This is a genomic window from Kitasatospora sp. NPDC089913 (assembly GCF_044748625.1).
Taxonomy (GTDB): Bacteria; Actinomycetota; Actinomycetes; order Streptomycetales; family Streptomycetaceae; genus Kitasatospora.
Map to the genome: position 1 here is coordinate 59922 of NZ_JBIVGI010000036.1, position 14000 is coordinate 73921.

Annotated in this window: 13 protein-coding genes; 11 read left to right on the plus strand and 2 right to left on the minus strand. The window is 73.1% G+C overall.

Going from position 1 to position 14000, the window contains the following annotated elements:
- From tilS to folE, 4 genes are all read left to right on the plus strand, one after another.
- Positions 1-1001: tRNA lysidine(34) synthetase TilS (tilS, locus tag ACIPYS_RS35695; RefSeq protein WP_400754148.1), on the plus strand; the 1001-nt coding region annotated here is incomplete at its 5' end.
- 70 nt (positions 1002-1071) lie between these two features.
- Complete coding sequence (gene hpt, locus ACIPYS_RS35700) at positions 1072-1626, plus strand: hypoxanthine phosphoribosyltransferase (protein ID WP_030059589.1); 555 nt, start codon at positions 1072-1074, stop codon at positions 1624-1626.
- Between the two features lie 230 nt (positions 1627-1856).
- The gene (gene ftsH, locus ACIPYS_RS35705) at positions 1857-3908 is read left to right on the plus strand and encodes an ATP-dependent zinc metalloprotease FtsH (protein ID WP_093861482.1); all 2052 of its coding nucleotides are present in this window, start codon (positions 1857-1859) and stop codon (positions 3906-3908) included.
- A 114-nt stretch (positions 3909-4022) separates the two neighbouring features.
- Positions 4023-4628 (plus strand): GTP cyclohydrolase I FolE, encoded by a 606-nt coding sequence (gene folE, locus ACIPYS_RS35710; protein ID WP_093861483.1) that lies wholly within the window; start codon positions 4023-4025, stop codon positions 4626-4628.
- A 48-nt stretch (positions 4629-4676) separates the two neighbouring features.
- Here folE and ACIPYS_RS35715 read toward each other — a convergent pair whose 3' ends face one another.
- Positions 4677-5465, minus strand: coding sequence for a ferritin-like domain-containing protein (locus ACIPYS_RS35715; protein ID WP_093861484.1), 789 nt, complete (start codon positions 5463-5465; stop codon positions 4677-4679).
- Positions 5466-5578: 113 nt separating this feature from the next.
- The gene (locus ACIPYS_RS35720; RefSeq protein ID WP_400754154.1) at positions 5579-6733 is read right to left on the minus strand and encodes an alpha/beta hydrolase; all 1155 of its coding nucleotides are present in this window, start codon (positions 6731-6733) and stop codon (positions 5579-5581) included.
- Between the two features lie 377 nt (positions 6734-7110).
- Here ACIPYS_RS35720 and ACIPYS_RS35725 point away from each other — a divergent pair, with 377 nt between their 5' ends.
- The 7 genes from ACIPYS_RS35725 (at position 7111) to ACIPYS_RS35755 (ending at position 13884) form a co-directional block, all read left to right on the plus strand.
- The gene (locus ACIPYS_RS35725) at positions 7111-8949 is read left to right on the plus strand and encodes a phosphatidylglycerol lysyltransferase domain-containing protein (protein WP_093861486.1); all 1839 of its coding nucleotides are present in this window, start codon (positions 7111-7113) and stop codon (positions 8947-8949) included.
- Positions 8950-9087: 138 nt separating this feature from the next.
- Positions 9088-9960, plus strand: a complete 873-nt coding sequence (gene folP / locus ACIPYS_RS35730; protein ID WP_173862099.1) for a dihydropteroate synthase — start codon at positions 9088-9090, stop codon at positions 9958-9960.
- A 42-nt stretch (positions 9961-10002) separates the two neighbouring features.
- On the plus strand, positions 10003-10485 hold the full coding sequence (locus ACIPYS_RS35735) for a nuclear transport factor 2 family protein (RefSeq protein WP_231977725.1): 483 nt from the start codon (positions 10003-10005) through the stop codon (positions 10483-10485).
- 257 nt (positions 10486-10742) lie between these two features.
- Positions 10743-11102, plus strand: coding sequence for a dihydroneopterin aldolase (folB, locus tag ACIPYS_RS35740; protein ID WP_045939025.1), 360 nt, complete (start codon positions 10743-10745; stop codon positions 11100-11102).
- 61 nt (positions 11103-11163) lie between these two features.
- Positions 11164-11763 (plus strand): 2-amino-4-hydroxy-6-hydroxymethyldihydropteridine diphosphokinase, encoded by a 600-nt coding sequence (gene folK / locus ACIPYS_RS35745; RefSeq protein WP_093861488.1) that lies wholly within the window; start codon positions 11164-11166, stop codon positions 11761-11763.
- Positions 11764-11994: 231 nt separating this feature from the next.
- Positions 11995-12489, plus strand: coding sequence for a DUF3180 domain-containing protein (locus ACIPYS_RS35750; RefSeq protein ID WP_093861489.1), 495 nt, complete (start codon positions 11995-11997; stop codon positions 12487-12489).
- 123 nt (positions 12490-12612) lie between these two features.
- A complete protein-coding gene (locus ACIPYS_RS35755) occupies positions 12613-13884 on the plus strand; it encodes a hypothetical protein (protein ID WP_400754161.1) in 1272 nt (423 codons plus the stop codon).
- Positions 13885-14000: the final 116 nt, after the last annotated feature.

A 14000-nucleotide genomic window follows, 5' to 3' on the forward strand; every position in this document is an offset into this window, starting at 1 on the left:
CCGCCGCCCTGCCGGCCGCCGTCGGCACCACGCTGATCGGCAACGCCCACCGCCATCCGTCCGGGCTGCCCCGCACCCCCGCCGCGCCCGGCTCGCCGCTGGTCCTGGTCGCCGTCAGCGGCGGTGCGGACTCCATGGCGCTCGCCATCGCCGCCGCCTTCGAGGCCCCCAAGATCGGTCTGCGGGTCGGCGCCGTCACCGTCGACCACGGCCTCCAGTCCGGCTCCGCCGAGCGGGCCGACCAGGTCGCCGACCGGCTGCGCGAGCTCGGCCTCGACCCGGTCGAGGCGATCGCCGTCCGGGTCGGCCGCGAGGGCGGCCCCGAGGCCGCCGCCAGGGACGCCCGGTACGCGGCCCTGGACGCGGCCGCCGAGCGGCACCGCGCGGTCGCCGTGCTGCTCGGCCACACCCGCGACGACCAGGCCGAGACCGTGCTGCTGGGCCTGGCCCGGGGGTCCGGCGCCCGCTCGCTGGCCGGCATGCCGGCCCAGAAGGGCCGCTACCGGCGCCCGCTGCTGGAGCTCGACCGGGCCGCCACCCGGCAGGCGTGCTCCGCCCAGGCGATCCAGGTCTGGGACGACCCGCACAACTGCGACCCGGCCTACACCCGCGCCCGGGTCCGGCACGAGGTGCTGCCGGTGCTGGAGAAGCACCTGGGCGGCGGCGTGGTCGAGGCGCTCGCCCGGACCGCCCGGCTGTTCCGCGACGACGCCGACGCGCTCGACCAGTGGGCCGCGCTCGCCGAACGCGACATCCGGACGGGCGAAGGCGCCCTGGACGCCGGGAAGCTGTCCGAGCTGCCCCCCGCCGTGCGCCGCCGGGTGCTGCGCCGGGCCGCGCTGCGGGCGGGCTGTCCGGCCGGGGACCTCTTCGCCCGGCACCTGGAGACGATCGACCTGCTGGTCACCGGATGGCGTGGTCAGGGGCCGCTGCACCTACCCGGGGGCGTCGAGGCCACCCGCCGGTGTGGCACGCTGGTCTTTCGGCGACAGGGCGACTGACGGGCGGGCATGCCCGGGGGAGCCGGCCGCCGGCCATCCAGACCCCGACACGTTTGAGGACGTATCCCCGGTGGACCAGAACGACATGGGCGCTGACCTCGCGAAGGTGCTCATCAGCAAGGACGAGATCGACGCGAAGCTCCTGGAGCTGGCCGAGCGCATCGACCGGGACTACGCAGGCAAGGACCTGCTGATCGTCGGCGTCCTCAAGGGGGCCGTGATGGTCATGGCCGACCTCGCCCGCGCCCTGCACTCGCAGGTGACCATGGACTGGATGGCGGTCTCCTCCTACGGGATGGGCACCAAGTCCTCGGGTGTGGTCCGGATCCTGAAGGACCTGGACACCGACATCGCCGGCCGGGACGTGCTGATCGTCGAGGACATCATCGACTCCGGTCTGACGCTGTCCTGGCTGCTCGGCAACCTGGGCTCGCGCGGCCCGGCCTCGCTGGAGGTCTGCACCCTGCTGCGCAAGCCCGACGCGGCCAAGGTCGAGATCGACGTCAAGTACGTCGGCTTCGACATCCCCAACGAGTTCGTGGTCGGCTACGGTCTCGACTACGCGGAGAAGCTCCGCAACCTCCCCTTCATCGGCACTCTCGCCCCGCACGTCTACGGCGGCTGAGAACCCGTTCGGACGACGGGCGGGAACAGGATCCTGTTCCCGCCCGTTGAGTCGGGGGACCATAGAAGAACGTCGTATCGCCGTGCTCCCGCCACCTGGGGGGCGTACTGCGGTACGGTCCAATAAAACCGCTCTTCACATGAGCACTGACTGACCGAATGCGCCGGTGGCCCACAGCCCCGCGGCGCCGTTGAGTGGCAGGAGGGACGGGGCGGCAACGCCCCGCATGGATGGACGTCAAGCGATACTTCCGTGCGCCGATCATGTGGATCGTGCTGGCCGTCCTCGCCGTCATCGTGCTGATGCAGGTCGTTTCGGATTCGAACGGCTACAAGACGGTGGACACCGGGCAGGTCGTCGCAGCGATCGACGCGAAGCAGGTCAAGTCGGCGCAGATCACCACTGGTGACTCGAACACGATCAAGATCCAACTGAAGGACGGCGCGAAGCTGCCCGCCGTGGGCACCGGCAAGCCGCAGTCCGGCAGCAAGTTCCAGGCCTCCTACATCGGGGACCAGGGCGTCGGCATCGCCGACAAGCTGCAGGCGCAGATCAACGACAACGACCAGAGCACGCTGACCGAGGGCTACACCGTCAGCCCCGAGAAGCAGAGCACCCTCGTCAGCCTGCTGCTGTCGATGCTGCCGATCGTGATCATCGTGCTGGTCTTCCTCTTCCTGATGAACCAGATGCAGGGCGGCGGCTCGCGCGTCATGCAGTTCGGCAAGTCCAAGGCGAAGCTGCTCACCAAGGACACCCCGAAGACCACCTTCTCCGACGTCGCGGGCGCGGACGAGGCGGTCGAGGAGCTCCACGAGATCAAGGAGTTCCTCCAGGAGCCGGCCAAGTTCCAGGCCGTCGGCGCCAAGATCCCCAAGGGTGTGCTGCTCTACGGCCCGCCCGGGACCGGCAAGACCCTGCTGGCGCGTGCCGTCGCGGGCGAGGCCGGGGTGCCGTTCTACTCGATCTCCGGTTCCGACTTCGTCGAGATGTTCGTCGGTGTCGGCGCCAGCCGGGTCCGCGACCTCTTCGAGCAGGCCAAGGCGAACGCCCCGGCGATCGTCTTCGTCGACGAGATCGACGCCGTCGGCCGGCACCGCGGTGCGGGCCTCGGCGGCGGCCACGACGAGCGCGAGCAGACCCTCAACCAGCTGCTGGTCGAGATGGACGGCTTCGACGTCAAGGGCGGCGTCATCCTGATCGCCGCCACCAACCGCCCGGACATCCTGGACCCGGCGCTGCTGCGTCCGGGCCGCTTCGACCGTCAGATCGCGGTCGAGCGCCCCGACCTCCAGGGCCGTCTGGACATCCTCAAGGTGCACCAGAAGGGCAAGCCGATCGCGCCCGACGTCGACCTCTCGGCCGTCGCCAAGCGCACCCCCGGCTTCACCGGTGCCGATCTGTCGAACGTCCTGAACGAGGCGGCGCTGCTGACCGCCCGCTCGGACAAGAAGCTGATCGACAACAACATCCTGGACGAGGCGATCGACCGCGTCGTGGCGGGTCCGCAGAAGCGCACGCGGATCATGTCCGACAAGGAGAAGAAGATCACCGCGTACCACGAGGGCGGCCACGCCCTGGTCGCGGCGGCCTGCCAGTACAGCGACCCGGTGCACAAGATCACCATCCTGTCCCGCGGCCGGGCCCTCGGCTACACCATGGTGCTGCCGGAGGAGGACAAGTACTCCACCACCCGCAACGAGATGCTCGACCAGCTGGCCTACATGCTGGGCGGGCGCGCGGCGGAGGAGCTGGTCTTCCACGACCCGACCACCGGTGCCTCCAACGACATCGAGAAGGCCACCGCCACCGCGCGGGCCATGGTCACCCAGTACGGCATGACCGAGCGCCTCGGTGCCATCAAGTTCGGCAGCGACAACTCGGAGCCGTTCCTGGGCCGCGAGATGGGCCACCAGCGCGACTACTCGGAAGAGGTCGCCGGGCTGGTCGACGAAGAGGTCAAGAAGCTCATCGAGAGCGCGCACAACGAGGCCTGGGAGATCCTGGTCGAGAACCGCGACGTGCTCGACAACCTGGTCCTGGAGCTCCTCGAGAAGGAGACCCTCAACAAGGAGCAGATCGCCGAGATCTTCGCGCCGATCGTCAAGCGCCCGACCCGTCCGGCCTGGACCGGCTCCGCCCGTCGGACGCCGTCCACCCGCCCGCCGGTGCAGTCGCCCAAGGAGCTGGCGCTCACCAACGGCGCCGGCGCCGCCGAGGCCGCTCCGGCCGACGTGGTCAAGCTCCCGCAGCTGCCCGTCGAGCCGCCCACCGAGGGCTGACGAACCACCTCCGGCACCCGCCGGAATGGATGCCGCGTCACCGGGGTTTGTACCCTGGAGGCGCGGCATCCGTGCTGTTCAACCCCTGTTCGCCAACGAGTTAGCGAGGCCCGCATGATCGACCCGGTGACGCTCGACGGTCCGCCCGCCGTCGGCACGTTCGACCAGAAGCGGGCCGAGAACGCGATCCGTGAACTCCTGCTCGCGGTCGGTGAGGACCCGGACCGCGAGGGTCTGCTGGAGACCCCGGCCCGGGTGGCGCGGGCCTACAAGGAGATATTCGCGGGCCTCTGGCAGGAGCCCGAGGACGTCCTGACCACCACCTTCGACCTCGGCCACGACGAGATGGTGCTGGTCAAGGACATCGAGCTGACCTCCGTCTGCGAGCACCACCTGGTGCCGTTCCGCGGGGTCGCGCACGTCGGGTACATCCCGTCCCCCAGCGGCAAGATCACCGGCCTGTCCAAGCTGGCCCGGCTGGTCGACGTCTACGCCCGCCGGCCGCAGGTGCAGGAGCGCCTCACCAGCCAGGTCGCCGACGCGCTGATGCGGATCCTGGAACCGCGCGGCGCGATCGTGGTCGTCGAGTGCGAGCACATGTGCATGTCGATGCGCGGCATCCGCAAGCCCGGTGCCAAGACCATCACCTCCTGCGTGCGCGGACAGCTGCGCGACCCGGCCACCCGGGCCGAGGCGATGAGCCTCATCATCGGGCGCTGACCGGGTCGCGACGGCCCCGCACGGGCGGACGGGCGGCCGGGGGGCCGCTCAGAGCGGCTCGGGCCCGGCGTGCGGCGGGGCCGGGGTGCCCAGCGCGTCCCGCCGGGCGGGCATCCGCAGCCGCACCATCCGCCGCCAGCCGTACAGCAGGTCGTAGAGGTAGAGCGCGTGCAGGCCGGCCGTGACCACGGCCAGCTGCCAGCGCGGCCAGGCGAGGATCCGGGCCATCCGGGACGTCACCGCCAGCCCGACGTCCCGGTGGGTGCGGATCTCGCCCCGGGCGCAGGTCTCCAGGACGTGCCGGATGTACGGCCCGTGGCCCTCCGCCGAGAGCCGCAGCAGTTCCTCGTGGCAGTAGGCGAGGTGGTTGTCCTCGTCCGCCGAGATCATCCGCATCGCCCGGCCGAGGTCGGGGTTGTCCCCGTACGCCTTGACCAGCTGGCGCATCTGCTCGGCCGCACGCTGCTCGGTCACCCGGCTGTGCGCCAGATAGGTGATGATCTCGCGGTCGGTCAGCGGGATGTCCGTGGTCAGCCGCTCGTGGGCGAGGCCGACGCCCTGCCGCTCGAGCAGCATGCAGTAGTCGGCCTCGGCGGGGACGTCGACCTTGGGCAGGCCGCGCTTGTGCAGCAGCTGGGTGAAGATCCGCCCGTGCTTGCGCTCGTCGGCGCCGTGCCGGGCGATCTTCGGGGCGAGGACCGGGTCACGGGTGAGTTCGGTGATCCGCTCGTTCTCCCAGCCGCCCTGGTCCTCGCCGCCGGCGGCGATGCTGCAGAACAACTGGTAGGCCTCGTCGTTCCGGTAGATCTCCTCGAAGAGGGATCGGGTGCTGAGCATGGGGCCTCCTGCCCGGGTCAGGGACCGCCCCGGCCGTCGGCCGGGGCGGTCGCGATACGTCCCCCCGCGGGGGCGCCCGCCGCGCCCGACCCGCCGGTAATCACTCAGGTGTCCTAGCCGAGGTGGTTGCCGATCCACTCCAGGGTGGCCGGCAGCTCGCGGATCCAGCTGTCGAAGTTGTGGCCGCCGTCGTCCAGGTACATCGACTCCACCTGGAACTGCGGATTGGAGGCGGCCACCTGCTGGGCCAGCTCGACGAACTGGACCGTCTGCGGGTAGTCGGCCTCCTTGCGGGTGGAGACCACCAGCATCGACAGCGGCGGGGCGGGCAGGTTCTGCAGCCGCCAGGTGAGGTCGCTCTGCTCCGCCAGCGTCCGGTCCCCGCCGAACAGGCTGCCGCCGGTGAACTGGTCCTCGACGACCTTCACGTCGCCGTGCAGTCCGGCCGTGACGCCGAACACGTTCGGAGAGCGCATCGCCAGCCGGAACGCACAGCTGCCGCCGGTCGAGTAGCCGAAGACGGCCCAGGAGGCGGGGGAGCGGCCGATCCGGTAGGCGGAGTGCAGCGCCTCGGGGACGTCCTTGGTGAACCAGGTCTCGGTGCGGGGCCCGCCGGCGACGTCCACGCACTCGGTGTTCCGCGGCGGTTCCAGGGTCGGGCGGGACAGCACCACGACGGTCGGCTGCATCTTCCCGGCCCGCTGGAGCTCGACCGCCTGCTGGACGACCGGCAGCTCCTTCATCAGATTGACCGTGATGCCGGGGTAGCCGGCGATCGCCAGCATCACCGGGAACCGGGTCAGGGCGAGCTTGGGGTCGAAGTACTCCGGCGGCAGGTAGACGAACATCTGGTCGGACAGTCCGGTCTCCTTGCCGGTGATCCGGACCGACTCCACCCGGCCGACCTCCTCGGGCGGCCCCTTGGGCAGGTCCCCGACCGTCTCCATGCCGCCCTCGTTCGTCGGCTGGACCAGGGCGTCGCCGACCGGTGCGCCGCCCTTGCGGGCCTCGTTGCTGGTGAGGGCGAGCTTGGTGCCGCCCGAGCCGAGCAGGTCGTCCCAGGAGGTGTAGAACCCGAAGGAGTTGTTGACGCTGAGCGCCAGCACCGACACCAGCACGATCTGAGTCAGCGTCAACAGGCCGACCCGGCCGAGCACCGGGAGTGGGCGCTGCCTCGCCAGCCGCGGCCACAGCCACAGGGTGATCACGAGCGCGGCCGAACCCAGGGCAAGCAGCGAGTTCATCAGCGCGTCGCTGGTCAGTTCCATGCTGTCGGCCTTCCGGTGGGACACTGGCAGTGCGGGTTTCATCGTCTGGCGGACCGTCAGCTCCGGCCACCGCGGCTAGGCTGTCCGGACGCCGGGACGGCCCGGGATCCCGGTGGCGCTCGCGCGCAACCGACGCCCTAAAATGCGGCGTCCACCGTACGTAGCACGTACGCGGGGGCTCGTCGCGCCACGCGGCGAGGGGCCCCCGGGACCCACCCCTCGGCTCAATTCGCAGCGCCCCCGGGGCGCCGGTTTACCCTTCGTTGCCGGTTCCTTGGTGTGCGTCTTGCCAGATGAAGGAAAACGCATGAAGGTCCATCACGGCTCCCACCCCGGAGTGACCGGACACCCCGCGACAGCCTCTACGCTGAACCCCCATGAGCGTTCCCGTGTCCGTTGAGCCGAGCCCCGAGCAGCCGCAGCGCCGTCGCGGCCTGCAGACGCTTCGTACCCAAGCGGCCGCCGTTCCGAGGGCCTGGCTCCCGGGTGCGGTCGGCTACGCCTGTCTGCTGATCGGACTGGTCGACATCGCCAGCGCGGTGTTCCCCAAGCTCCGGCACACCAAGGTGCACACCTTCGCCGGGCAGCTGCCGGGCGGCACCACCACGCTGGCCGCGGCCGGCACCCTGATGGTCGGCCTGCTCCTGGTGCTGCTCGCGCACGCGCTGCGCCGGCGCAAGCGGCGCGCCTGGCGGGTGGTGTGCGTGCTGCTGCCGGTGGGCGCGGCACTGCACCTGCTGCGCTGGCACCAGCTCGGCCCGGCCGTCATCTCGCTGGTGCTGTTCGTGGTCATGCTGGTCCACCAGCGCGAGTTCTACGCCAAGGCCGACCCGCGCACCCGCTGGCGGGCGGTGGTGAACCTGGTCGTCCTGGGCGCCGTGAGCGTCCTGATCGGCCTGCTGATCGTCAGTACCCGGACCAAGTACGAGCTGGGGCACCCGGGCCTGTACCAGCGGCTGGAGCACGTCCTCTACGGGCTGTTCGGCTTCGAGGGGCCGGTGCACTACAACTCGGACCGGATGGCTGACCTGGTCGGCTACCTGCTCGGCGCGATGGGTCTGATCACCGCCTTCACCACCACCTACCTCGCGCTGCGGCCGGAGAAGCCGAAGCCGGAGCTGACCGCCGAGGACGAGGTGAGGGTCCGGGCGCTGCTGGAGCGGCACGGCGAGCGGGACTCGCTGGGCTACTTCGCGCTGCGCCGGGACAAGAGCGTGCTGTTCTCGCCTACCGGCAAGGCGGCGATCTCCTACCGGGTGGTGTCCGGCGTGATGCTGGCCTCCGGCGACCCGGTCGGCGACGTCGAGGCCTGGCCGGGCGCGATCAAGGTGTTCATGGCCGAGGCCCGCGAGCACGCCTGGGTGCCGGCCGTGATGGGCTGCAGCGAGGTCGGCGGCGAGGTCTGGACCCGGGAGGCGGGGCTGGACGCGCTGGAGCTGGGGGACGAGGCGATCGTCGACACGGCCTCCTTCTCGCTCGCCGGGCGGGCCATGCGCAACGTCCGTCAGATGGTCAAGCGGATCGAGCGCAACGGTTACTCCTGCCAGGTCCGCCGGGTCTCCGAGCTCGGCGGGGAGGAGCGGGAGCGGATCGCCGACGCGGCGGCCCGCTGGCGCGGCACCGACACCGAGCGCGGCTTCTCGATGGCGCTCGGCCGGTTCGGCGAGCCGGGCGACGACGCCTGCGTGGTGGTCACCGCCCACAAGGCGCCGGAGGAGGGCGAGAGCGGCGACGACCTCAAGGCGGTGCTGCACTTCGTGCCCTGGGGCGAGGACGGCATCTCGCTGGAGCTGATGCGCCGTGACCGGGCGGCCGACCCGGGCCTGAACGAGCTGCTGATCGTCGCCGCGCTCCAGGCCGTCCCGGCGATGGGGGTGCGCCGGGTGTCGCTGAACTTCGCGATGTTCCGTTCGGCGCTCGCGCGTGGCGAGCGGATCGGCGCGGGACCGGTGCTGCGCGCCTGGCGCGGGCTGCTGGTGTTCCTGTCGCGCTGGTTCCAGATCGAGTCGCTGTACAAGTTCAACGCGAAGTTCCAGCCGGAGTGGGAGCCGCGCTTCCTGGTCTTCCCGAACACCAGGGACCTGCCCAGGATCGGCTTCGCGGCGATGCAGGCGGAGGCCTTCATCACCCTCGGCATGCCGCGCTTCGGCCGCAGGCCGCGCCGCCAGGGGCTGCAGCCGGCGGGGGCCAGGCCGGAGGTCACCGAGGCCGCCTGAGCCGGGCGCACGGCCGCCGGCCCCCGTCGAGGACGTTCCTCGGCGGGGGCCGCCCGCTGTCCGGGACCGGAGCGGTCCGGGCGACGGGCGCGGCCGGGTGCCCGGGTGGCGCGGACCGGGCCACCGGATAATGGGGGCATGAGCAATTCGGTGCCCTACTCGCTGCCCGCCGGACTGCCGCGGCTGGACCGCTGCGCGGTCATGGGCGTGGTCAACGTGACCCCCGACTCCTTCTCGGACGGCGGACTGTGGCACGACCCCGCGAAGGCGATCGCCCACGGCCTCGCCCTGCGCGCCCGGGGCGCCGACCTGGTCGACGTGGGCGGCGAGTCCACCCGGCCGGGATCGCAGCGGGTCCCGGAGGAGGAGGAACTGCGACGGGTCGTCCCGGTGGTGCGGGAACTGGCCGCCGCCGGGGTCGCGGTCTCCGTCGACACCATGCGGGCCTCGGTGGCCGAGCGGGCGGTGGAGGCCGGCGCGCTGCTCGTCAACGACGTCTCCGGGGGCCTGGCCGACCCCGCGATGGCCCGGGTGGTGGCCGCGACCGGTGTGCCCTTCGTGGTGATGCACTGGCGCGGGCAGTCCGCCGACATGGACCGGCTGGCCGTCTACGGCGACGTGGTCGCCGACGTGGTCGCCGAGCTCACCGCCCGGGTGGAGGCGCTGGTCGCCGCCGGGGTCGACGAACGGCAGCTGATCCTCGACCCGGGGCTCGGCTTCGCGAAGACCGCCGAGCACAACTGGGCGCTGCTCGGCCGCCTCGACGCCCTCACCGCGCTCCGCCGTCCCGTCCTGGTCGCCGCATCGCGCAAGCGGTTCCTGGGTACGCTGCTGGCCGACCCGGAAACCGGGGAGCTGCGCCCGGCCCGGGAGCGCGACGACGCCACTGCCGCGGTGTCGGTGCTGTCGGCGGGGGCCGGTGCCTGGGCGGTGCGGGTGCACGACGTGTCCGGGACGGCGGATGCCGTCCGCGTGGTCGCGGCCTGGCAGCGCGCGGCCCGGCAGGGGTGAGCGCTTGGCGAAGACGGGAGGGTCATGGCAGGTGACGGCAGGTTGAGCGGGGAGACAGCGGGCCGACGGTCCATCGAGGCGGACCGCGAGGCGGCCCTGGAGGCCAACCGCGCGCTCTACGAGGCGCTGGAGAACGGCGACCAGGAGGCGGTGGAGGACGCCTGGCTGGGCGCGGGCGAGGCGGACGACAAGGGGGGCGTCGTCTGCGTCCACCCGGGGTGGCCGGTGCTGCGCGGACGGGCCCAGGTGACCCGCTCCTACATGCTGATCATGGCGAACACCGAGTACATCCAGTTCATCCTCACCGACGAGGAGGCGGAGGTGCAGGGTGATGTGGCCCTTGTCACGTGCACCGAGAACATCCTTTCCGGCGGCGAGGCGGAGGAGGAGGGCGAGCTCGGCCCGCTGGTCGGCGGAAAGGTCGTGTCGACCAATCTCTTCCGGCGCACTCCGGCCGGGTGGAAACTGTGGTCGCACCACGGTTCACCCGTTCTGACCAGCGCCGACGAGGACGACGAGGACTGATTCCGGGCCCGGGCCGGAAATCCCGGGGAAACGGCCCCGGCCGGTGGCCGGGGAATTCCCGGCAGGTCACCGAACGTTCACGTCAATCGCCAATGCGGCGTGCGTGGCGACGGTTCGTGCCGGGTAGGACGGTCGGGTGTTGTCGGCGCGCGCGGGTAGATTCGAAAAGGTCAGCGGCGGGCGCGACGCCCGTCTCCGCCCTGCCCGCCGTTCTCGACCGGGCGGGGCCCGTCCGACTGGGAGCAGTGATTCGTTTGCTGGACCGCGTCACTCTGCGGGGCCTGCGTGCCCGCGGCCACCACGGTGTTTTCGAGCGTGAGCGGGCCGAGGGCCAGACCTTCGTGGTCGACCTGGTGCTGTTCCTGGACACCCGTCCCGCCGCCGCCGGCGACGACCTGACCCGCACGGCGCACTACGGCATCGTGGCCGAGGAGGTCACCGCGATCATCGCGGGCGAGCCGGTCGAGCTGATCGAGACCCTGGCCCAGCGGATCGCGGACCAGTGCCTGAAGCACGAGCCGGTGCAGGAGGTCGAGGTGACCGTGCACAAGCCGGACGCGCCGATCACCGTGCCGTTCGACGACGTGACCGTGACCATCCACCGGGCCCGCGGGTGACCCGTACCGCGTGCCCGGTGCCCGCCGCAGCGCGGCCCGTCTCAGCCCTAGGGGAAGTGCGATGACCACCAGTGACCCGACCGCCGCGCCGAGCACCTTCGACCTGGAGCAGCGGGTCGACTCGGCCGACACCACCCTGCACAGCCAGCGCTGCGCCGTGATCGCCCTCGGCTCCAACCTCGGCAACCGTCTGGACACCCTCCAGGGGGCCGTGGACGCCCTCGCGGACACGCCCGGGCTGAAGGTCAAGGCCGTCTCCGCGGTGTACGAGACGGACGCCGTGGGCGGTCCCTCCGAGCAGCCCGCGTATTACAACGCCGTGGTCGTGCTCCGCACCACCCTGCCGCCCCGCGACCTGCTGGAGCGCGGCAACGCGATCGAGGACGCCTTCGGCCGGGTCCGCACCGTCCACTGGGGCCCGCGCACCCTGGACGTCGACATCCTGGCCTACGAGGGCGTCGTCAGCGAGGACCCGGAGCTGCTGCTCCCGCACCCGCGCTCGCACGAGCGCGCCTTCGTGCTCGCCCCGTGGCTGGACGCCCAGCCGGAGGCCGAGGTGCCCGGGCACGGGCCGGTCGGCGCGCTGCTGGCGGCCCTCGGCGGCCCGGACGCCCAGGGTGTCCGGCGCCGCGAGGACATCCGGCTGACCCTGCCGGAGTAGGTCCGCGGCGGGCCCGCGCCGCGGGCGCGGCTCCCCGGCCCGGCCGGCCGGGGAACTCGGGCGGGGCCGTCGGGCGTACCCATGGTGTCGGCCCCGGTCCGGGGACCCCTCCGGGCCGGGCCCGGTACGGTGGCCTGACGCCGCCGCACCGGAGCCCCCGGGGCGGGCGGCTCCGTCGTCGCCTGCCGCGTCCCGCCTGTCGCCCGTCGCCCGGGAAAGGACCCCGTCCGAGTGAAGCTGCTTCGCCTCCGTCTGCTGGTGGGCATCACCGTCGTCACGACGGCGCTGTCCTGGGCCGGTGCCAAGCTCTGGGCCTCCCTGGACACGCTGCCGGCGGTGCCGGGCGCGGCGCCGGTGGTGCTGGCCGCGGTGGCGGCGATCCTGCTGGCGACCGCGTTCTCGCTGCGCGCGCGGCTGAAGGCGGCGCGCGAGCGGCAGCCCGGCGCGAAGCGGGTGGACCCGCTGGGCGCGGCCCGCGCGGTGGTGCTCGCCCAGGCCAGCGCGCTGGTGTCGGCGGTGGTCACCGGGATCTACGCGGGCGCCGGGATCCAGCTGCTGGGTGAACTGGACGTGCCGGCCCGCAAGGACCAGGCGATCACCGCCGGGCTCGCGGTACTGGCCGGCGTGGCCGTGATCGCGGCGGCGCTCTGGCTGCAGCACGTCTGCCGGCTGCCGGAGAACCACGACGACCCGGGTGGTCACGGGCCCGCCGCCACCCACCGCTGACCGGTCCCGCTCCGGCGGTCCGGGGCGGATTCCCGGACGCGTCCGGTCGGTCGGGTGCGGTGTCAAGGCCCGAAGCCGACCCTGGGCTGACACGGCCCCAATTCGCACGCTAGTTTCTTGAGCATGTCTCGCGGACGCCACCGTCATTCCTCCGTCCTCGGCCGGGTCTTCCCCCCCACCGCCGCCGGCGTGCTCCTCGTCGCCGCGCTGGGAGCGCTGCTGTTCAGTCAGGACACCGTGCTGGTGCGCTCGGTGGGTGCCGCCGCGGTGCTCGCGACGCTCGGCTTCGCCGTGCTGCTGCGGCAGCGCGACCGGGCCGCCCGGGCGGCGGCCGAGGTCTCGGCGGCGCAGCGGCTGCGGGCCGAGGAGCGGTTCGAGGAGCAGCTCGCCGAGGCGGAGTACGCGGCCGAGGTGGCCGAGGAGCGGGCGACCAGGTTCGGCCGGCGGCTGACCGCCGAGAAGTCCCGGTTGGCGAAGGCCGAGACGGAGATCGCCCGGCTGCTCAAGGAGCGGGCCGTGGCGGTCGCCGAGCAGGCGCTCAAGGAGGCCGAGGCGACCCAGCGGGCGCTCGCCGCGAGCCGCCCCAAGTACCCGGCCAGCCCGGCCGCCTTCGTCCGCGCCGGGGCCGTGCTGCGGCAGCTGGAGCGGCAGGCGGCGCAGGCGCAGGCACAGCGGGAGCGGGAGGCCCGGCAGGAGGCGGAGCGCGCCGCCGCGCGGGAGCGCGCGGCGGGTGCGGAGGTCGCGCTGAGGGCCGGTTCGGCGCCCGCGACCACGGACGCCCCGGTGCCCGCGCGGGCGCCCGGGACGGTGTCCGGGGGAGTGGCGCCGGTGGTGCCCGCTCCGGTCGCTCCCGGCGTGCCCGCGCCCGGCACGGCGCCGTCCGCGCCGTCCGCGTCCGGCGGGGCCACGCCCGTTCCCGCCGCGCCGGTCCGTCCGGTGCTGACGGCGCCCGTGGGGCAGCTCGGCGGGGCGCCTGCCGCGCAGCCGGTGCGGCCGGCCGAGCGGCAGCGGCCGCGCCCGGCGGTGCCCGCGGCCGCGCGGCCGCAGGGGTTCAGCTTCTTCGGGCGGGGGGCCGGGGGCGGGGTCCGGCCGGCCGCGCCGACGCCGGTCGTGGGCAGTGTCGCGGAGCTCGGCGAGCGGGCCGACCTCGCGGACGTGGTGGGGGACGAGGTGGTGGCCGCCCAGGCGCAGGCGCAGGCGCAGGCCCAGGCCCAGGCCCGGACACCGGTCGAGGCCCAGGGCACGGTGCCGGCCGCCGGGGCCCCGGAGGCCGCCGAGGAGCGGACCCAGGTCCTGCCCCAGGTCGGCCGGACGGCCGCCCCCGAGGTGGTCGACCTCACGCCGCACGACGAGACCGAGCAGATCGAGGTGCCGGAGCTTCGCGCCTCCCGCTGAGGCGGCGCGAGCGGCCGGTGCCGAGCGGCGGGGGGGGGGGGGGGGGCCGCCGCCCCCGCCCCCCCCCCCCGGGGGGGGGGGGGGGGGCGGGGGGGGGGGGGGGCGGCCGCCGCCCC